The 20,399-nt window shown below is 73.5% G+C and carries 14 protein-coding genes; 7 read left to right on the top strand and 7 right to left on the bottom strand.

Annotated elements, in window-relative coordinates; all coding sequences use genetic code 11:
* Nucleotides 1-786 carry an ABC transporter ATP-binding protein gene (locus tag B056_RS0106510; protein WP_018501086.1) on the top strand — a complete coding sequence of 262 codons (786 nt, stop codon included), beginning with the start codon at nucleotides 1-3 and terminating at the stop codon, nucleotides 784-786.
* Complete coding sequence (locus tag B056_RS0106515) at nucleotides 783-3,236, top strand: ABC transporter permease (RefSeq protein WP_018501087.1); 2,454 nt, start codon at nucleotides 783-785, stop codon at nucleotides 3,234-3,236. Before B056_RS0106510 ends, B056_RS0106515 begins: the two co-directional genes overlap by 4 nt.
* 34 nt (nucleotides 3,237-3,270) lie before the next feature.
* On the opposite strand, the gene B056_RS0106520 is transcribed toward B056_RS0106515, so the two are convergent.
* From B056_RS0106520 to B056_RS0106530, 3 genes are all read right to left on the bottom strand, one after another.
* Entirely contained in the window at nucleotides 3,271-5,322 is a 2,052-nt protein-coding gene (locus tag B056_RS0106520; RefSeq protein WP_230202854.1) for a DUF6461 domain-containing protein, read from the bottom strand.
* A 320-nt stretch (nucleotides 5,323-5,642) separates the two neighbouring features.
* On the bottom strand, nucleotides 5,643-7,097 hold the full coding sequence (locus B056_RS0106525; RefSeq protein WP_018501088.1) for a glycoside hydrolase family 6 protein: 1,455 nt from the start codon (nucleotides 7,095-7,097) through the stop codon (nucleotides 5,643-5,645).
* A 461-nt stretch (nucleotides 7,098-7,558) separates the two neighbouring features.
* Nucleotides 7,559-7,996: a type II 3-dehydroquinate dehydratase gene (locus B056_RS0106530; protein ID WP_018501089.1), complete on the bottom strand. Its 438-nt coding sequence runs from the start codon at nucleotides 7,994-7,996 to the stop codon at nucleotides 7,559-7,561.
* A 336-nt stretch (nucleotides 7,997-8,332) separates the two neighbouring features.
* Between B056_RS0106530 and B056_RS0106540 the strand changes: the two genes are divergently transcribed.
* From B056_RS0106540 to B056_RS0106550, 3 genes are all read left to right on the top strand, one after another.
* Complete coding sequence (locus tag B056_RS0106540; RefSeq protein WP_026239403.1) at nucleotides 8,333-9,499, top strand: DegT/DnrJ/EryC1/StrS family aminotransferase; 1,167 nt, start codon at nucleotides 8,333-8,335, stop codon at nucleotides 9,497-9,499.
* A gap of 200 nt (nucleotides 9,500-9,699) precedes the next feature.
* Nucleotides 9,700-10,794, top strand: coding sequence for a Gfo/Idh/MocA family protein (locus B056_RS0106545; RefSeq protein WP_035750363.1), 1,095 nt, complete (start codon nucleotides 9,700-9,702; stop codon nucleotides 10,792-10,794).
* Nucleotides 10,795-10,899: 105 nt separating this feature from the next.
* On the top strand, nucleotides 10,900-11,544 hold the full coding sequence (locus B056_RS0106550) for an HAD-IA family hydrolase (RefSeq protein WP_018501092.1): 645 nt from the start codon (nucleotides 10,900-10,902) through the stop codon (nucleotides 11,542-11,544).
* Between the two features lie 196 nt (nucleotides 11,545-11,740).
* Here the strand turns inward: B056_RS0106550 and B056_RS0106555 are convergent, their stop codons facing one another.
* Genes B056_RS0106555 through B056_RS0106565 form a run of 3 tightly spaced genes read right to left on the bottom strand, consistent with a single transcriptional unit; the run spans nucleotide 11,741 to nucleotide 14,786 of the window.
* The gene (locus B056_RS0106555; protein ID WP_018501093.1) at nucleotides 11,741-12,826 is read right to left on the bottom strand and encodes an ROK family protein; all 1,086 of its coding nucleotides are present in this window, start codon (nucleotides 12,824-12,826) and stop codon (nucleotides 11,741-11,743) included.
* Nucleotides 12,823-13,695 carry a shikimate dehydrogenase family protein gene (locus tag B056_RS0106560; RefSeq protein ID WP_018501094.1) on the bottom strand — a complete coding sequence of 291 codons (873 nt, stop codon included), beginning with the start codon at nucleotides 13,693-13,695 and terminating at the stop codon, nucleotides 12,823-12,825. Before B056_RS0106560 ends, B056_RS0106555 begins: the two co-directional genes overlap by 4 nt.
* Nucleotides 13,692-14,786 carry a 3-dehydroquinate synthase family protein gene (locus B056_RS0106565; protein ID WP_018501095.1) on the bottom strand — a complete coding sequence of 365 codons (1,095 nt, stop codon included), beginning with the start codon at nucleotides 14,784-14,786 and terminating at the stop codon, nucleotides 13,692-13,694. Before B056_RS0106565 ends, B056_RS0106560 begins: the two co-directional genes overlap by 4 nt.
* Nucleotides 14,787-14,995: 209 nt before the next feature.
* Between B056_RS0106565 and B056_RS0106570 the strand changes: the two genes are divergently transcribed.
* Entirely contained in the window at nucleotides 14,996-17,794 is a 2,799-nt protein-coding gene (locus B056_RS0106570) for an alpha/beta fold hydrolase (protein WP_018501096.1), read from the top strand.
* Nucleotides 17,795-17,856: 62 nt separating this feature from the next.
* Complete coding sequence (locus B056_RS0106575) at nucleotides 17,857-19,716, top strand: ABC transporter ATP-binding protein (RefSeq protein WP_026239406.1); 1,860 nt, start codon at nucleotides 17,857-17,859, stop codon at nucleotides 19,714-19,716.
* A 26-nt stretch (nucleotides 19,717-19,742) separates the two neighbouring features.
* On the opposite strand, the gene B056_RS0106580 is transcribed toward B056_RS0106575, so the two are convergent.
* On the bottom strand, nucleotides 19,743-20,345 hold the full coding sequence (locus B056_RS0106580; protein WP_063826608.1) for a helix-turn-helix domain-containing protein: 603 nt from the start codon (nucleotides 20,343-20,345) through the stop codon (nucleotides 19,743-19,745).
* Nucleotides 20,346-20,399: the final 54 nt, after the last annotated feature.

The raw sequence follows: 20,399 nt of genomic DNA on the forward strand, positions 1-20,399 counted from the left end.
ATGCCCGTGCCCCCAGCCATCGCCGTTCATGAGATCACCAAGAGATACGACGGCGCCGCCGCGGCGCTGTCCGGGATCTCGCTCACCGCGGCACCCGGCGAATCGCTGGCGATCGTCGGGCCGTCCGGCAGCGGCAAGTCGACGCTGCTGAACATGGTGGCCGGGCTGGACCGGCCGAGTACCGGCAGCGTCACGGTCGACGGTGTGCGGGTCGACCGGCTGAGCGAGACCGCCGCGGCGAAGTTCCGCCGCGCACGGATCGGAATGATCTTCCAGTTCTTCAACCTGCTCAATGATCTGACGGTCCTCGACAACGTGCTGCTGCCGGCCCAGCTGGCCGGCACGCCGGCCGCCCGGGCACGTGCCCGCGCCGACGAGCTGCTCGGCTACCTCGGCATGGCCGGGCACGCCGGCGCCTACCCGGGACGGCTCTCCGGCGGCGAGCGTCAGCGGGTCGCCGTCGCCCGCGCACTGATGAACCGGCCCGCGCTGCTCCTCGCGGACGAGCCGACCGGCGCGCTGGACAGCGCCGCCGCCGCCCAGGTCCGGGATCTGCTGGCCGCCGTCAACGCCGACGGGCAGACCATCCTGCTGGTCACCCATGACGCGGCGCTCGCCGCCTCCTGCGCGGGCCGCACCGTCGAACTGGTGGACGGGACCGTCGCCCGCGACACCGGTGCCCGCGACACCGGCACCGACACCGGCACCGACACCGGGGACGGCGGTGCCGGTGCCGGCGGCGCCCGCGACACCGGCTCCGGTGACCCGGCTCCGGTGGCCCGGTGAACCCCGCCGGGCCGCTGGTGCGCGTCGTGCTCGCCGGTGTCGGCCGGCGCCGGGCCCAGGCGTCGGTGGTGGCGCTGACCGCGCTGCTCGCCGTGACGGCCTCGGTGCTCGCGCTCGGCCTGCTCGCCGGGTCACGCGCGCCGTTCGACCGCGCGTTCGCCGCTCAGCGCGGCGCGCATCTCACCGTTCAGTTCGACGCGACGAAGGCCACGGCCGCCCAGCTCGCCGCTACCGGGTCGGCGACGCCGGTCGCGCGGGCCGCCGGCCCGTTCCCGCTCGCCGAGCTGCGGCCCCGCATCGTCAGCGGCGCCCCGGGACTCCCCGTCGGACTCGGACTGCCACCTATGACGGTCGTCGGCAGGGACCGGCCGGGCGGCGGCCCTGACTCGATCGACCAGGTCGCCGTCGTCGAGGGCCGCTGGGCCACCGGCCAGGGAGAGATCGTTCTCGATCCGGAGAACCTGCCACCCTCGCTGCTCGGTGCCCGGCTCGAGCTGCCCGACCTGCCCGGCGCCCCCGCCCTGACCGTGGTGGGCCTCGCCCACTCGACGGGTGGCAGCGCCCGGGCCTGGGTCGCGGCGGACGCCCTGGCGGCGCTGGTTCCAGGGGACGGCCCCGCGGGTTTCCAGATGCTCTACCGGCTCACCGCCGCCGGCACCGAGGGCGCGATCGACTCCGGCCGGGCGGCGATCTCGGCCGGTGTACCCGCCGGCGCGGTCACCGGGAGCAGGTCCTACCTGGACGTCCGGGCCGGCGCCCTGGTCCGGACCGCGGTGTTCACCCCGTTCGTGGCGGCGTTCGGCGTACTCGGCCTGGCCATGTCCGTGCTGATCGTCGGCACCGTCGTCGCGGGCGGCGTCGGCGCGACGATCTGGCGCACCGGAGTGCTGAGATCACTGGGGCTCACCCCGGCCCAGGCGGCCGGGGCGCATGTCGCCCAGGTGCTCGTCCCGGCCACGGGTGGTGTCGGCCTGGGCATCCTGTGCGGCAACCTGCTCGCCCAGGTCGTCTTCGACGAGTCGGCGAGTGCCTACGGCGCCGTCACGCCGTCCGTGCCGCTGTGGGTGGACGCGGCCGTCGGCGCGGGTGCTCTGGTGCTCGTCGCCGTCGCGGCGCTGCTGCCCGCCCTGCACGCCGGGCGGCGCAGCCCCGTCGAGGCGATGCGGCTCGGGCGCGTGCCCCGACCGGGGCGGGGCCGGTGGGCCGGCCGGCTCGCCGCCCGGCTGCCGCTGCCGCGGCCGCTGAGCCTGGGGCTCGCCCATCCGTTCGCCCGTCCCGCCCGTTCAGGCGTGCTCGCCGTCGCGGTGGCGTTCGGGGCGATGGGGGTTTCGTTCGCGGTCGGCCTGGCCGCGACCCTCGACTCCATCACGACGGACAACAGCCGGGACGAGGCCGGAGCGGTCGTCGTGGACAACCACGTCCAGGTGGAGCATGACCGGAGCCCGGGAGCCGCGGCGCCGGTGCCGGTGCCGGCACCGGCCCAGGCGCCGGCCCGGGCACCGGCTGCCGTGGACGGGGCGGCGGTCGCGGTCCAGGCGGCGGACGTGGCCAAGGTGATCGCGGCACAGCCGGGCACCGGCCGATTCTTCACCAGCGCGTCCGCCGAGGTGCGCGCGCTCGGGATCGTCGGGCCGGTGACGGTCACCGCCCACACCGGCGACTCGTCCTGGGGCGCCCGCCCGCTGATCGCCGGCCACTGGTTCCGCGGGCCGGGCGAGGTGGTCGCCGACACGCGACTCCTGGACGAGACCGGCGCGGGGATCGGCGACACCGTGACCGTCTCCGCGAACGGGGCGTCGGTGGTCCTGCGGATCGTCGGGGAGGTCTTCGACCTCGATGACGACACCGTCGACCTGGCAACCGACGAGGCCTCCCTGCGTGGCCTCGACCTTGGCCTGGTCCCCGACAGCTTCAGCATCGATCTTCGGCCCGGGACCGACCTGGTGCGCTACGTGGACACCTTGCGGGCCGCGCTCGCCTCGCACTCGGTGGAGGTGCGGGCGAACACCGGGGAGGGCTCCGAGGTGATTGCGATCATGGACGCGCTCATCGCCACCCTCACCCTGCTTCTGGTCGTCGTCGCGGGCCTCGGCGTGCTCAACACCGTCGTTCTGGACACCAGGGAGCGCGTCCACGACCTCGGCATCGTCAAGGCGATCGGCATGACACCGCGGCAGGTCCTCGCGATGGTGCTCACCTCGGCCGCGGGCATCGGGGCCTGCGCCGCGGCGGTCGGGGTGCCGGCCGGCGTCGCGCTGCACCACCGCGTCGTGCCGCTGATGGGCAACGCCGCGAGAACGGACATGCCGCGGACCTACATCGACGTCTACGCTCCGGTGCCGGTCGCCCTGCTGCTCCTCGGCGGCCTCCTCATCGCGGTGCTCGGTGCCCTGGCCCCGGCCGGATGGGCGGCCGGGACCAGGGCCACGACCGCACTGCGGGCCGAATGAGGCCCCTGCCGCCCGGTCAGTGCTGGCTGAAGGGTCAGTGCTGGTTGATCAGGTACGCGACGTCGTTGTCGACGATCCGGTCCAGCTGCTCGGGCAGGATCGGATGCCCGGTGAACCGCTCGACGACGACGAGACCCTTGGCGACCCGGTCCGTCGCGCCGGCCAGGTCGACGTCCCGGAGCAGCGGGACGACCGCGTCGGGGACGGCGTCCGGCCCCGGTTCGAACGCGGCGAGCACCTCGCCGTCCCGGGCGAGCGAGAGCCGGGTGAGCGCGTTGATGTTCCAGAACATGCTCGCCGCCAGGCCGTGCCGGGAGACCGCGGACAGCACCGGATGCCGCGAGCCCTGGAAGCCGTTGTCCTCGACGGCGAGCACCGCGCGGTCGTCGCCGTCGAGCGGCAGGACCAGCACGTACGGGTCGGTACGCCGGTCGTCGCGCAGCCGGGACAGTGAGCACGGGGCGCCGGGATCGGCGTCGAAGCAGCGCACGACGTCCTCGGCCGAGGCGCCGACCACGACGGTGAACGTGGCGGCCTCGCGGAAGGCGCTGCGCCGGCGCACCCACCGGTACCGGGTCTCGGGCAGCGTCACGACCGGCGGGAGCTCCTCGCCACGCAGCCGGTGCCCCAGCTGGTCGGTGCGCCGGTGGACGGTCTCGGGTGCGGCCGGGGCGCTCCAGACCACCAGGTCGTAGGTCTCGTCCTCGCCGGCGCCGTCCCGCCCGCGGGCGTGAACCCGCAGCCGGTAGTCCCCGGGCCAGGGCGGTGTCGTCAGGTGAGCGAGCTCGGTGGCCGGGCCGGCACCGGCCGGCCCGCCGGCGCCCGTTCCCGCCGCCGTTCCCGCCGCTCCCGCACCCGTTCCGGATCCCACTCGGGTGTGGGCTCCGGTCGCCGCGGCGGCACCGTTCGCGGCCGTCCAGCTCACATCGACGATCTCGTCCCAGCGGACGGCGTCGGCGGGGGCGGGCGGGACCGGCGGTGTCGCCAGCACCCGCAGCGACACCCGCACCCGGCCGGTACCCACGCCCGTCCGGACGAGGACGCCGCCCGCGACGGCCTCCACCAGACCGTTGCGGGCGAAGCTCGGCGGGTTCGGCAGTTCGCCCTCCACCAGCCCGAAACAGTTCCCGTCGACGGTGACGCAGCCGGCGGCCTGCCGCGGCAGCCGGTACTCCGCGCGCCGTCGGGTCAGGAGCGCGGCCGGGTAGGCGGGCGGCATCGGCCGCGACGGGAGTACCAGCGCGGCGGATCCCACGGCCGTGCCGACGATGCCCGGCGCGCCGGTGCCGATCATCGGCGGGTCCAGCTCGCGCAGGACGGCGGCGGCGACGGTGACCGCGAGTGCCAGGTGGGCGGCTCCGTGCCGGGCGGCCAGGGTGGGCTCGTCGGCGAGCTCGTCCGGCGGCCCGAACAAACTCCCGCCGAGTGTGGCCCCGTCGAGTGTGGTGTCGTCGAGTGTGGTGTCGCCGAGCCGGCTGTCGTCCGGGCCGCCGCCCTCGAACGGGGCGTCGCCCTCGAACGGGGCGCCGCCGAGCGGGCCGTCCGCACCGGCGGGGTGGTCCGCCGCCAGCAGCGGGGCCACGGCGGGATGCCCGACCAGCGCACGCAGGTAACCGTGGATCAGATCGGACACCCCGGGGTGGAGCTCGTCCAGGAGCGCGACCGCCTGGACCGCCTCGGACTCACCCGCCGCGGCGGCCGAGGCGCGCGTGCCGTTCCCGCCGAGCGGGGCGCCCGGCCGGGCGTCGACCAGGAATCGGGCCAGGCCGCGCGGGGCACGCAGCGGAAGCTCGTCGACGGCGAGCTCGAGCGCGCCGAGCAGCCGTTCGGGCAGGCACGGCCCGGCCGAGCGCAACGCGGTCAGCACCGGTCCCCCGGCCGCGGCCGGCAGCGGGAGCGCTGCCGGCAACGCTCCCGCTACGCCGAGCCGGCCGAGCTCAGCCGCCGGGGTGGGCGGAATATGGGCCACCAGCTGGGGAAATACCTCCGCGACGACGTGTGCGAGCGGATCCAGGAGGTCCGCCGGCAGCTCGACGGTCTGCTCGGGGAGGGAAATCTGACGGCTTTCCAGGTCCGGTCGAAACACCCACGAAACTTTACTGACCGGCCGCTCTTTTCGGCTTGATCGGCGCTCTGACAGCGTGACGATCAGGCAACACACATTCGTGGGGATCAGCCGCGGGTACCGGGGACTCGGCTATTTCTGACACCGGCGGCCGCGATCAGATGTTTGTGTCGAAGCAGGCAAGACGCTGCTTGAACTGGTGTGACGCGGAAATGATCCGAACCGCGGCGGCACGGAAACCGACAGCGCCGCCGCCCGTCCGTCCGGTGCGCCGGGCCCGGGCGGGCCCGGCGCACCTCGTTCCACCATCGGGCCAGGCGGCGGGCCTGGCCCGATGCTCCTCAGCCGGTGCGGCTGCCCAGGCCAACGGCGTAGTCCGGCCAGAACTGGCCGGCGGCGGGGCCGCCGTTGCAGGTGCCGTCCGACTCTCCGGGGACCTTGACCCAGAAGAACGCGTCGACGTCACTGTCGCCCGTCGCGGCGGTGGGCGTGGTGCCGAGCGCGCGCCCCGGCGGGTTGCACCAGGCGTTGTCCGGCGCGGGGCCCAGCCCGTTGCGACTGGTGTCCACGATGAAGTGGGCTCCGCCGCCCAGCGTGGCGTCGACCGCGTCACCGAAGGCGACCTCGCCGGCGGTGGCACCGAAGTTCGACACGTTCAGCGCGAATCCGCGCGCCCGGTCGACCCCCGCCGACTTCAGCCGGGCGGCCATGGTGGCTGCGCTGTGCCAACCGGCGTTGCCTGCGTCGAGGTAGACGGTCGCCCCCGCGGCGTCCAGGACGTCCACCGCGTTCGACAGCATTCCGTAGCGGGTCTGCTGATCGGCGGGGGAGAGGCAGTCGATCTGGGCGATGGCGTCGGGCTCGAGCACGACCGCGGCCGGCCCGCCGGAGAGCCCGGCGGCGAAGGCGGCGATCCAGTCGCGATAGGCCTGCGTGCCGCCGGCGCCGCCGGCGGAATAGCTTCCGCAGTCGCGGTTCGGGATCGCGTAGGCCACGAAGACCGGCAGCGCGCCGCTACCCCTGATGGTGGTGGCGCGGCCGGCCACGTTGCGCTGGGTCGTGGCCGGATCGGCATAGCCGAACCAGTCCGCGTGCGCGCCACGCAGGATCTTCTCCAGCGCCGCGATGGCGGATGGATTCCCGCCGCGCAGCGCGTTGATCGCGGCGGCGACCTGGTCGGCCGGATCGATGTAGAACCTGGCGCCGGCGAACGGGTTCCCCGCCGTCGCGGCGGCGGGCGCCGGCGGCGCGGCCACCGGCGGGGCCTGGGCGGCGACGGACGGTGCGGCGCCGGTGAGTGGTGCCACGGGCACCTGTACCGCGGTCAGCCCGGACGGGGCCGGTCGTGCGGGGCCGGTCGCGGTCGGCCCGGTCGTGCGCCCGGCGGCGGGCGGGGGCACGCGGTCGGCGACGGCCGCCGCGAGCGCGTCCACCGCTGGTTCGGAGCTGTCGGGGCCGGCGAGGCCCCGGCCGAGACCGACCCCGCCGAGCAGAGTCAGCGCCGCCGTGACCGCGAACGCCGTGCGGGCGAGCCCGCCCGCCAGCGGCGACCGTCGTGATCCGGGGGCGCCGCGCGAGGGCGCTGTGGCCGGGCGGTGCGTCGCGGCTGGGCGAGCCGCGGCCGGGCGCCGCACCGACGAGCGGTGTGTGGCCGAGTGGTGCGAGGTCCGGCGGGTGCCGGCCGGGTGAATCGACGTCTGGTGGTCGGTGTCCGCGCCGGCGGCGTCGCCGCCGAAGCCGTATTCGACGGTGCGCGGCCGGGCGGCGGGATTCCTGTTGGGGCGAGCCGCGGGCACGTGCCCTCCCGTCTTCACAATGCGTTGCCTCGGTGGGTCCCCTCCCGCCCAGAACTGTAGCAGTGCCAGGCGCTGGAACATGACCGTGCTCATCGAGAATGGGGCAACAACCTGTGTCGGGAAATCCAATTCCGCCCCAACGTGCCCGGTCGGTGGGCGCCCGGCGAGTTCGCATCCGTACCCGGATCTACTCTCACGTGACTGCTGGTCCGGCTCCGGCGCGCCGGCCGGTCCAGGTCTGGCCCGGCCGGGGCGGGTCACCGGCTCACCGCGAATTCCGGTGCGCTGGGAATCGTTGTCCGCGTGGCCCGTAGGTGCCGGCCGGGGTGGTTCGCGGTGGCGTCCGTCCGACCACCGTCGTTGCCGGACGGGAACTTCGACGTGACGCAACCGTCACAGTGACGACTGTTACGTGCGAGTAGGTGCCGGCACAATGCGTCGTAACCCGGGGCGCCGAGGATTCAGGACGCTGTGACGGTCTTCATGAGCGCGTCGGCGGCCAGTTCGTAGCCGAGCGGGCCGAGTCCGGCGATGATTCCGGCGGCCAGCGGCGAGATGACCGATTCGTGCCTGAACGATTCGCGTGCCCACACGTTCGACAGGTGCACCTCGATCCACGGCCGCGGGTAGTTGGCCAGCGCGTCGCGCAGGCTCCAGCCGGCGACCATGAGCGCGCCCGGGTTGACGACCGCGCCCACGGAGTCGTAGTTGTCCTGGATGGCATGGATCAGCTCACCCTCGGACTCGCGCTGGATCGACACGATCTTCCAGCCCCGGGCGGCGACGCGCTCGGCCATCGCCTCCTCAATGTCGCGGAGTGTGGCCGTTCCGTAGATCTCGGGCTGACGCCTGCCAAGAATCCCCAGGTTCGGGCCGTTCAGCAGGAGAAGATTGCTCACAGTGTACCTCTACAAGGGTGTAGCGGATGTTCGGGCACGGTGTTTATAACAGGGCGCATGCTTCACCGCCGGCCAGGGCCGGCTGTGCGGCGCTGCTCCTACCCGCTCTCGGCGTGATTCGCAAGCTCGATGGTGGTGGGGGCCCGTGGTGTCGGGGTGGTGACAGCGTCGTCCGCGGCCATCCGGGAGAGCGCTGCCAGTTGCCTGGTGTTCCCGTAGTACCGTCCTTTGCGCACCGGGTTCGATGGATTTCGTCCGTCGAAGGCCGGCATGGGGGGGCTGTCGACATCGCCGCAGCCTCGCAGGCATCTGTATCCGTCATGAAGGGTTAGGTATATGAGCGACAGTCGACGCCCGGCGCCCGAGTTTCCCGCCTGGCCGCAGTTCGACGGCGCGGAACGTGACGGACTGATCCGCGCACTGGAACAAGGTCAGTGGTGGCGCATGGGCGGTGGCGAGGTCGACGCCTTCGAGCGGGAGTTCGCCGAGTACCACGGCTCGCGCTACGCCCTCGCGGTGACGAACGGCACCCACGCGCTTGAGCTGGCGCTGCAGGTGCTCGGGGTCGGCCCCGGCACGGAGGTCATCGTCCCCGGGTTCACGTTCATCTCGTCGTCGCAGGCCGCCCAGCGGCTCGGCGCCGTCGCCGTCCCGGTCGACGTCGACCTCGACACGTACTGCATCGACCCGGCGGCGGTGGAGGCCGCGATCACGCCGCGGACGAAGGCGATCATGCCGGTGCACATGGCCGGCCACCTCTCGGACATGGACGCGCTCGCCAAGATCTCCGCGAACTCCGGTGTCGCGATCATCCAGGACGCCGCACACGCCCACGGCACCCGGTGGCAGGGCCGCAAGGTCGGCGAGCACGGCAGCGTCGCGGCCTTCAGCTTCCAGAACGGCAAGCTGATGACGGCCGGCGAGGGCGGCGCGGTGACCTTCCCGGACGCCGAGCTGTACGAGCAGGCGTTCCTGCGGCACAGCTGCGGCCGTCCGCGCACGGACCGCCGTTACTTCCACCAGACGTCCGGCTCGAACTTCCGGATGAACGAGTTCTCGGCGTCCGTGCTGCGCGCGCAGCTCGCCCGGCTCGGCGGACAGATCGACACCCGGGAGCAGCGCTGGCCGGTGCTGGCCGGCCTGCTGGCCGAGATCCCCGGTGTGGTCCCGCAGGGCCGCGACCCGCGCTGTGACCGCAACTCGCACTACATGGCGATGTTCCGGCTGCCCGGCGTCGGCGAGGAGCGGCGCAACGCCCTCGTCGACGCGCTGATCGAGCGCGGCCTGCCGGCGTTCGCGGCGTTCCGCTCGATCTACCGCTCGGACGGCTTCTGGGAGACCGGCGCGCCCGACGAGACCGTGGACCAGATCGCCGCGCGCTGCCCGAACGTCGAGGCGCTGAGCGCGGACGGCATCTGGCTGCACCACCGCACGCTGCTCGGCACCGAGGAGCAGATGCACGACATCGCGGCGATCGTCGCCGAGACGCTGGCGGACGCGTGACGACGACCGTGAGCTCGCCGGCCCCGGGGCCCGGCGACGCGCTCGTCACCGCGAGCGCCCTGGCGTCGTCGGGGGCGCTGGCGTCGTCGGAGGCGCTGGCTTCCACGGGGGCCCTGGCCGCACCGGTGGCCCTGGCGGCGCCGGCCGCCCCGCCCGCCGCCGCGTCCGCGGTGACCGTGGTCCGCGCGGCACCGGGCCGGGTGCGTGTCGCCGTGGTCGGGCTCGGCTGGGCCGGGCGGTCGATCTGGCTACCCCGGCTGCGTGACCACGCGGGGTACGACGTGGTCGCGCTGGTCGACCCCGACGCGGCGGCCCGGGCCGAGCTGGCCGCGGCGCTGTCCGCGCAGACACCGGTCGGGCTGTTCGACCACCCGGACGCGCTGCGTCGGGCAGAGGTGGACCTCGCCGTGGTGGCCGTCCCCAACCATCTGCACAGCTCTGTAGCCGCACGGTTGCTAAACGCCGGGGTTCCGGTCTTCCTGGAGAAGCCCGTCTGCCTCAGCACCGCCGAGGCCGACACCCTGGCCGCCGCCGAGCTGGCCGGCGGGGCGATGCTGCTGGCCGGCAGCGCGTCCCGTTTCCGGGCGGACACCCGCGCCCTCTACGAGCTCGCCGGGCGGCTCGGTGAGATCCGGCATGTGGACGTCTCGTGGGTGCGCGCCCGCGGTGTCCCCGACGCCGGCGGCTGGTTCACCCAGCGCAGCCTCGCCGGCGGCGGGGCGCTGGTCGACCTCGGCTGGCACCTGCTCGACGCGGTCGCGCCGTTCGTCGGCACCGACGGCTTCACCCAGGCCGTCGGGACCGTCTCCAGCGACTTCGTCGCCAACGCCGCCTGGGGCGCGGCCTGGCGACACGAGGACGCCGACCAGTCCCGGGCCGGAGGCGACGTGGAGGACACCGTCCGCGCGTTCCTCGTCGCGGGCAATGGTGTGTCGGTGTCGCTGCGCGCGAGCTGGGCGTCCCACCAGGCGCTCGACGCGACGGTGATCCGGGTCGAGGGCAGCGCCGGCACGGCCGAGCTGCGCTGCACCTTCGGCTTCAGCCCGAACCGGCATCCCGCGTCCACGCTGACCTGGACGAAGGATGGCGTGGCCAGCGCCGTCGACGTCGTCACCGAGCCGATCGGCGCCGAGTACCGCCGTCAGCTCGACGAGCTTCCGGGGCTGCTCGCCGACGCCGGGCAGCACGGCCGGGCGGTCGCCCAGGCCCGGTCGACGATCGCCGCCATCGAGCGGGTCTACGCCTCCGCGCGGCCCCGCAACCACGCCATCCCGGCCGCCCGGGCCGGGCTCTGACACCGGAAGCGCCCGCCGTCAACCGGCCCGCCGCCGCCCACCACCACCCGCCGACCGGCAACCGCAACCCACCGCCGACCGCAACGCCCAGCCCTGGGGGAACCGATGGTCACTCACGCGATCGTCTTCGACCTTGACGGTGTGATCGTCGACAGCCACGCCGTCATGCGCGAGGCATTCATGATCGCCTACGCCGAGGTGGTCGGGGAAGGCCCCGCACCGTTCGAGGAGTACAACCGCCACCTCGGTCGGTACTTCCCGGACATCATGCGGATCATGGGCCTGCCGCTCGAGATGGAGGAGCCCTTCGTCCGGGAGAGCTACCGGCTCTCCCGGAAGGTCATGCTCTTCGAAGGCGTCCGCGAGCTGCTGGGCGACCTGCGTGAACGCGGCCTGCGGCTGGCGGTGGCGACCGGCAAGAGCGGCCCGCGGGCCCGCGCGCTGCTCGGTGAGCTGGAGATCGTCGACTACTTCGAGCGGGTCATCGGGTCCGACGAGGTGGCGAACCCCAAGCCGGCCCCGGACATCGTCCTGCTCGCCCTCGACGTGCTCGGTGCCGCGCCCGGCGAGGCGATGATGATCGGCGACGCGGTGACCGACATCCAGAGTGCCCGCGGCGCCGGGGTGCGGGCGGTCGCCGCCATGTGGGGGGAGACCGACGAGGCCGAGCTGTTGGCGGCCGGCCCCGACTCGGTGCTGCGCTCACCGCGCGAACTCCTCGGCCTGCTCGGCGACCACCGGGTGGGGTGAGGCGACGCGGCGGGGACGGCGTCGGGTGACCACCGCGCTGTGCGGACGGCGCGGTGTTCTGGACGGCCGTCGGCGGGACCCGGGTCTCCACGTCGGGCCCCGCCGGTCGTCATCGTGACCGGAATCCGTGCTCATGACCGGATCCGCGCCCGGAGTCTCCGCGCCCGGAGCCGGAGCCGTGGCGGCTGTCGCGGTGTCAGCCGGCCCGGTCGCGGTCGTCGCCGCGTTCCGCCTCGGCGTGCCGGGCGAGGATCACCGCGCCCGCCAGCGAGGACAGGCCGCCCAGCGCCGCCGCCCGGACGGACACCGGCGGATGGCCCGGTCGGGCCATCGTCCGGGCCTGTTCGGTGATCGTGTCGACGAACCCGGGTAGCCCGTCCGCGAAGCCGCCGCCGACCACCGCGAGATCCGGCCGCACCAGCTCGGTCAGCCCGACCAGCGTGCCCGCGATCGCGCGCGCTGTGGCCCCGACCGCGGCGCGGGCCCAGCCCGCACCCGCCAACCAGGCCTCGCGCAGCTCCGGATAGGTCACCTCGGCAGTCACAGGCTCGGCAGTCACAGGTTCGGCAGCCGCGGGTTCGGCAGCCGCGCCCGGTTCGCCTGGCGCGTGCGGTTCGTCGGGCGCGTGCGGTCGGGTGGTGCCGTCCGGTCGGGTGGCGGCGCGTAGCTCGGTGGCCCGGCGCAGCGTGGCCGGTCCGGAGGCGAGGGCCTGCAGGCAGCCGTCCCGCCCGCACCGGCACCGCGGCCCGTCCAGCGCCACGATGAGATGGCCGATCTCGCACGAGCCGCGTGCGGTGCCGGGGCAGAGCCGGCCGTCGAGCACGATGCCACCGCCGATGCCCGTGCCGACCCCCACGTAGATCAGGTTCGCGCTGTCGGCATGGTCCGCTTCGGCGAGTGCGGCGAGGTCGCCGTCGTCGCCGAGCGCCACCGGCGCGCCCATGGCGAGCTCCCGCACCGCCCGCCCGAGGTCCAGACCCGTCCACGACGGTCGGCTCGGCCAGGTACTGACCCGACCGGACGGGTCGACCGTGGCCGGCATCGCGACGCCGACGCCGACCAGCCGTCCGCCCCACTCGCCGAGCAGCGCCGCCACGCCCGCCCCGAGGTCGCGCAGGTCGGTCTCGGCCGGCACGCCCGTCGACCACCGGAAGCTCGCCTCGCGGGGCGCACCGCCGACCGGCACCAGCCGCAGCGCGACCTTGGTGCCACCGACGTCGATGCCGAGATGTCCGATCGCGCCGGCGTGGCCGGCCGGGCCGGCCACGTCGACGGGGCTCACCGCGTGTCCGGCAGGCCGAAGAAGGCGCGGTACAGGTCGACCTGCTCGGCCAGCATGTGGATACCCGGATGGGTGGGCAGGCCGCGCTCGGCCGCCGCCCGCAGCAGCCGGGTACGCGCCGGCTTCATGATGATGTCCGCCACGACGCAGCCCGCCGGCAGCGCCGCGGGGTCGAACGGCAGCGGGTCGGCCGGGCGCAGCCCGAGCGGGGTGGCGTTCACGATCAGATCGACCTCCCGGGCCGGCGTGGCCGCCGCCGCACTCGCCCGACCGGGCCAGGGCGGCTCCAGCCGTCCCAGCAGCTCGCCCGAACGGGCGGTGTCGGGATCGTGGAGGGCCAGGTCCGCGCAGCCGGCCTCGAGCAGTGCCACCGCGATCGCGCTGCCGGCCCCGCCCGCACCGGCCAGGTGGACCCTGGCCCCCGCCACGCGATGCCCCGCGCGGGCCAGACCGCGGACGAAACCGGCACCGTCGAAGTTGTCGGCCAGCCACCGCCCGTCCGGCTCGCGGCGCAGGGCGTTCGCGCTGCCGCTGATCCGCGCCGCGGGGGAGCGGACGTCCGCCAGCTCCGCCGCGGCGACCTTGTGCGGGATCGTGATCAGGATGCCATCCAGATTGGCCATGGCGCACAGCCCGGCCAGCACGGTCGGGAAGTCACGCGGACGGGCGTGCACGGGCACCAGCACGGCGTCCAGGCCCGCCTCGGTGAACACCGGATTCACCAGCATCGGCGCCTGGACCTGCTCGACCGGGTCACCGACGACGGCGTACAGCCGGGTCGTTCCGGTGATCTCCCGGGGTCGTGTCGGCTCCCGCCGGGCCGGATCCGGTTCGGCCAGCGTCGCGGACCTTCGACCCGGGCCGGTCATGCCGCCTCGCGATCCATCGTGCCCAGCGTCGCGACCACCAGATCGGCCGGGACGTCGGGCACGAGCCGAGGGCCGTCCGCGGAGTCGAGGACGAAGGCGAGGCCGGTGTTCGCGGACCCACCGGTGTTCGTGGACTTCTTGTCCAGCCGCATGACGGCGACGAGCGCCGCCGCGTCGGCCCCGGCGGGCAGCGCCGTCGGCAACCCGTAGTGCGAGACCACCTCGAGGTGTTCGTCGGCGCGCCGGTCGTCGATCAGACCCAGCGCGGCGGCGAGCCGGCCGGCGAAGACCGTCCCGACCGCGACGCCCTCGCCGTGCCGCATCTCGAAGCCGGTGACGATCTCCAGCGCGTGACCCAGGGTGTGGCCGTAGTTGAGGATGTGGCGCAGGCCGGAGTCGCGCTCGTCGCGGGCCACGACCGAGGCCTTGAGCGCCACGCTGCGCGCGATCTGTTCCTCGACCGGACGTCCCCGCAGGTCGCCGGCGCCGATGAAGTGCGCTCGGGCGATCTCGCCGTAGCCGTTCGTCCGCTCGCGGGCGGGCAGCGTCGCCAGGTAGTCGGTGTCGCACAGCACCGCGCTGGGCTGCCAGTACGCGCCGACCAGGTTCTTGCCGGCGGGCAGGTTCACCGCCGTCTTGCCGCCGACGCTCGCGTCGACCTGCGCCAGCAGCGACGTCGGAAGGTGGATCACCGCGATCCCGCGATGGTAGAGCGCCGCCGCGAGGCCGACGACATCGGTTGTGGTCCCGCCGCCGCAGGACACCACCGCGTCCGTGCGGGTCAGGCCGAACGCCGCGAACCGCTCGCAGAGCCCCTGGACGTTGGCCAGGTTCTTGTCCGGCTCGCCGTCGCGGGCGGCGACCCGCAGCGCCGGAACCCCCGGGTCGGGCACCGCGTCGTCCTCGGGCCGGGCCGAGACGATCACGACCCGGGACGCGCCGATCCGGGCGACGACCTCCGGAAGCGCGCGCCGGACGCCCGGTCCGATGTCGACGGGATAGCCGCGGTCGCCGAGCTCGACCCACACCCGGTGCGTCCCGGGTCCGCCGGCACGGTCGCCGTGCCCGAGTGTCTCGGACGGTGCCGTCATCACGGTCCTTCCGGTGTCCGCTCGGCCGGTCGCGGATGTCAGGGACACGACAGCGCCGGCTGAGTCACATGGTGATATCCGGAGACGAGTCTGCACCCCGGGATCTCTGATAGCCCGAGTGGGGGAGTGGTTGGAGTTGTCCGGTCGTATCATCGGCGATGCTTCCGGATATCCAGAAACGGAGCGAGAGCGGCCTGGGGGGTCGAAACATGGTCGGAACGCATCCGTTGGCCGTGCTGGCGGCGAATCTCGCGGAACCCGACCCGACAATCGTGGGGCGGTTCTCTCGGATCGTCACAGCGCGTGCCAACGACATTGCGGTACGCGATGAGAAAACCGTACTGAGCTATGCCGAGCTGGACTCGCGTTCATCCGCGCTGGCTCGTTCGCTTGTCGTCGAGGGGGACGGCGGCAACATCGGGATCCTGCTCGGCCAGGGAGCGCCCGCGATCGTCGCGATGCTGGGCGCGCTGAAGGCCGGGCGGCCGTTCGTGCCGCTCGACCCGATGCTCCCCGCGGCACGGCTGGGGCAGATCCTGCGGCTGGCGGGGGTCGCCACCTGCGTGACCGACAGCGCGCACACCGAGCTGCTCGCCGCCGCCCGGCTGGAGGCGGCCGACACCGGTTCCACGCCCGGTACCGCGACTGGTTTCGGGCCAGGGTCCGGCCGGGGGGCGGAGCGCACCCTGCTCGTCGACGGCGAACTACCCGCCGCGACCACCGAGACCGACGACGACCTGCTGCCGGGCCGGCGGGCGCTGCCCACCGGTCCTGCCTTCCTGGTGTTCAGCTCCGGCTCCACCGGCGTGCCCAAGGGCGTCGTCTGGCGGAACCGGACCGTGATGAAGGACCTGGACGCGGGCATCGAGCGGGTCGGGATGAACGCCGCCGACCAGGTCGCCCTCGTGCTGCCGACCGCGTTCGCCGCCGGCATCACGGTCATGTTCTGGGGGCTGCTCTGCGGCGCCACGCTGCACCCGTTCGACCCGCGGACCAGCGGGATCGGCGCGATGCCCGGCTGGCTCGTCGACCGCGCCATCACCACGCTGCACCTCACCCCGTCGCTGGTGCGCGCGCTGACCGGTGCCGCCGGGCCCGGCCTGACCCTGCCCGACCTGCGCGCGGTCACCAGCTCCGGCGAGGCCGTGTACGGCCGGGACGTCGCCGCCCTGCGCGCGCTACTGCCTACAACGTGCACGTTCTACAACTGGTCCGGCTCGACCGAGACCGCCTCGCTGGCCTTCTTCCCGGTCAGATCCGGCGACGAGATTCCGGCCGGACCGCTGCCGGCGGGATGGGCCGTCGACGGCAAGGACATCGAGATCGTGGACGAGCACGGCAAACCCGTGCCGGATGGTGCCACCGGCGAAATATCAGTTACGTCAAGGTATCTTTCCGGCGGCTACTGGAACGCCCCCGAGATGACCGCGCAGCGATTTCGGCCGGTACGTCTGTGTGGTGATTCCACGACGGACGGCTCACGGGATTCCAGTGCGCTGGTTTCCGATGACCAGGCCCCGGCCAGCCCGGCCGGCGGCCTGCCCGTATCCGGTGTCACCGTCACCGGTGAGATCATCCTCGGCGACCTGGGGTCCACCGAGGTCGTGTACCGCGGCGGCGATCTGGCCCGGCGGCGCCCGGACGGCTGCATCGAACTGCTCGGCCGCGCCGACGCGGCGGTGAAGATCCGCGGCTACCTGGTCGAGCCCGCCGAGATCGAGACCGTCCTGCTCACCTCGCCGGACGTCCTCGAGGCCGTCGTCGTCGCCGAGCGGGTCGAGGGCGAGCCACCGCGGCTGATCGCCTACGTCGTGTGCGCCACCGCCGTGAAGTCGGCGACCGTGGCGATCCGCGGCCTGCTACGGGAGAAACTGCCCGCCTACATGGTGCCCTCCTCTGTGGTCCTGCTCAACGAGCTGCCCCGCAACGAGCGCGGCAAGATCGACCGACCCGCGCTGCCGGCGCCGCCGCCCCGCCCACCGGCCCGCCGTCCCACCGGGCGCAGCCACTGGGAGTTCGCGCTGTGCGACCTGTTCGCCCAGATCCTCAAAGTCGACGAGGTCGGCGTCGACGACGACTTCCTCGAGCTCGGCGGAGACTCGCTGCTCGCCCAGCAGCTCCTGAGCGAGATCGCCACCCGCCTGGGCGTGACCCTGCCGACCTCGGTGCTGGTGGAGGCGCCGACAGTCGCCGCGCTGGCCGTCCGGGTGGCGGGCGCCCAGCGAGGCATCCCGACCCATCCGACCTGCGTCCCGCTCAACGTCGACGGCGCCCGCCCGCCGCTGTTCTGCGTCGCCGGCGCGGGCGGGCTCGCCATCAACTTCCTCGGACTCGCCCGCCTGCTCGGCTCCGACCAGCGGGTCTACGGCCTGCAGGCACAGGGGATGGAGAACCGGGCACTCCCCGACTGGAGCGTCGAGCGCCACGCCCGGCGTCACCTGGCCGTGCTCCGCGTGATCCAGCCGGCGGGTCCCTACTACCTCGCCGGCTTCTCGTTCGGCGGGCTGGTCGCCCTGGAGATGGCGCACATGCTCGCCGCCGCCGGCGAGGAGGTGGGGATGCTGCTGCTGCTCGACACCACGCTGCCCCGCTCGGCCCAGTCCGCCGCCGGAGCCCGCCCCGGCGGCGACCCCGGCAACGGGGGACGAATCACCCGACTGCTACCGGACAAGTTCCCGCTGCCGAACGCGTCCAAGCTGCGCAAGGCGGTCCGCCTGCCACTGACCGGACTCGTCCGCTACCCCGGCCTCGCCCAGTTCGACGTGTTCTTCGACCAGGCCCGGTTCATCGCCCAGTCGTACCGGGTGCGGCCGTACGCCGGGCGGACGATCCTCTACCTCGCCGAGGACAACCCCAAGTCCGGCCGGGACGAGTGGCCCACGCACCTGACCGGTGACTCGACCATCGTCACCGTCCCCGGCGAGCACCACACGATGCTCAACGAGCCGAACGTCGCGGTGCTGGCCGCGGACATGCGCGCCCGCCTCGGAGAGTCGATGAAGCTGTAACCGGGCCGCGCGGTTCGCCGAGAGAGGGCGGCATAGTCTCTCTCGGCGTGATACCTGAGTCCATGCCCGGCCCCCGCCCGCCGGGCGGGCCGGTGGACGTCCCGTCGACCAGGGTGACCCGCCTGCACGCCCGGGTGGTGGCGAAACTGACCGGCGTCGACGAGTCCGCCCGCAGCCTGCGCTTCTTCGCCGACCAGGGGCGGGTGATCACCGCCCTGGTCGGCCTGTCGGTCATCGGTTCGGTCGCGGTCGCGGCCGGCCCGTTCCTGCTGCGCCACCTCATCGACGACTCCCTGCCCACCGGACAGGTCGGCGACCTCGTCGTCCCGGTCCTTCTCCTGTGCGTCCTGCTGGTGTTCGAGTCGGCCGTGCTTGCCACCCGAATGGCACTCATCGCCCGACTCGGCGCCGTGATCACAGTGCGGACCCGGCAGGCGATCAACGCCCATCTGCAACGCCTGCCCTTCGGCTTCTTCCCCCGCAGTCAGCAGGGCGAGGTGATGACGGTGATGTCCACCGACGTCATCACCGCCCAGTACGCGGTCTCCGCCGTTGTCCAGGCGGTGATCTGCCGGGTGGCGGACATCGCCGTCGGTACCGCCGTCGTCTTCGTGCTGGACTGGCGGCTCAGCCTGGCCGTCATGGTCTTCGCCCCCGCCACACTCCTGATCATGAAATCCGGTCGTCGCCGTCTCGCCGGCATCTCCCACCGTCAGCGAGAGCTCGACGGCCAGCTCATGGCCCAGGTGGCGGACACCTCCTCGGTCTCGGGCGCGCTGCACGTCCGGCTGTTCGACCGGGCGGACCACGAATGCGACCGCTTCGACGCCGCCGCCGCCGAACTGCTGGACGCCAGCCGCGAGCAGGCCCAGCTGACCTCGCGGGTTCGCCTCGTCGTGAACCTCGGCATCGTCATGACGATGACGGTGGTCGTCACCCTCGGCGCCTGGCTGGTCTCCACCGGACACACCTCGCTCGGTACCGTCGCCGCGCTCGGTGGGGCGCTCCTCGTCTCCTTCGGCCCGCTCGCCTCCGCCGTCGAGCTCCGTTCCGAGCTCTCCAGCGCCGGCGCGTCGTTCCGTCGGATCTTCGCCCTGCTCGACCTCCCGGCGGACACCGCGGGCCCTGCGGTAATCGCGGACTCTCCGCGGGTCCCCGCCGCGTCGGCGCCGGATCTCACCCTTGACGACATCTGGTTCTCCTATGACATCGCCACCACCACCCTGGACGGCGACGACGCGGCATGGAACCTGCGCGGTGTCACCCTGCGGGTCGCGCCAGGGTCGACGACCGCGGTCGTCGGGGCCAGCGGCGCCGGCAAGACGACCATCACCTACATCGCCAGCGGCATCCACCGTCCCCAGCACGGCGCCATCCGGCTTGGCGGCGTGGCCCTGGACGAGATCCCGTCATCCGAACTGCATTCGCTGATCGGGGTCGTTCCCCAGGATCCGCACCTGTTTCACGACACCATCGCGGCGAACCTGCGCTACGGACGGCTCGACGCCACCGACGACGAACTGCGCGAGGCGCTCGACGCGGCCAATCTCTCGGCGCTGCTCGACCGGCTGCCGGACGGGCTGCGCACCCGTGTCGGCGCCCGCGGCTACCGGCTCTCCGGCGGCGAGCGCCAGCGGCTCGCCATCGCCCGTGTCCTGCTGCAGTCGCCCCGGGTGCTGATCCTCGACGAGGCCACCTCGGCGCTGGACACCGTCTCCGAGGCGGCCGTCCGTGCCGCGCTCGACCGGCTCGCGGTCGGCCGGACCTGCCTGGTCATCGCGCACCGGCTCTCCACCGTGATCGACGCCGACCGCATCTACGTCATGGACCACGGCCGGGTGGTCGAGGACGGCACCCACGGTGAGTTGCTCGCCGACGGTGGCGCCTACGCCCGCCTGTACCGCCCGGTCGCGGCGGGTTGAGCCCGTCCGCGGCTCAACCCGCCGTCTCATGTGCGGGATCCCGCCGGACGGGCACGCACGTGCAGGCGTTCCCCCTGCGGGCCGAACAGGCTGATGGCCTCAACCGGCTCCGGGCCCGGATTGCTGAACGCGTGCGGGACGTGTGTGTCGAACTCGGCGACCTCGCCTGCGGTCAGGATGACTTCCCGGTCGCCCAGAAGCAGGTGCAGCCGGCCGGACAACACGTAGATCCATTCGTAGCCCTCGTGCGTCTGCGGTTCCCTCGCACAGGTCGGCCAGCCGGGCGGAAAGATCATTTTGAATGACCGCAGCCCGCCTGGACGCCTCGTCAGCGGTACGACGGTCATTCCGTTGCGCTCGACCGGCCGCGGGAGCACCCGTGGGTCGCCCGTCGGCGGCGTGCCGACGAGCTCGTCGAGCGGAACCTGGTAGGCCTTCGCGAGAGGGAGCAGCAGCTCCAGAGTCAGCCGGCGCTGCCCGGACTCCAACCGCGACAGCGTGCTGACCGAGATCCCGGTGGCGCGGGAGAGCGCGGGAAGAGTAGTCCCGTTCTGCTTGCGCAGCGCGCGCAGCCGCGGCCCCACCGCGGCCAGCACAGCCTCAACGCCCTGTTCGGCTCCCACAACCACCCCACCACTCTCGCCCTGAATCTGCCGTCCTGGCGCGGTAGCCGTCGGTGGCCG

This window comes from Parafrankia discariae, assembly GCF_000373365.1.
Lineage (GTDB): Bacteria > Actinomycetota > Actinomycetes > Frankiales > Frankiaceae > Parafrankia > Parafrankia discariae.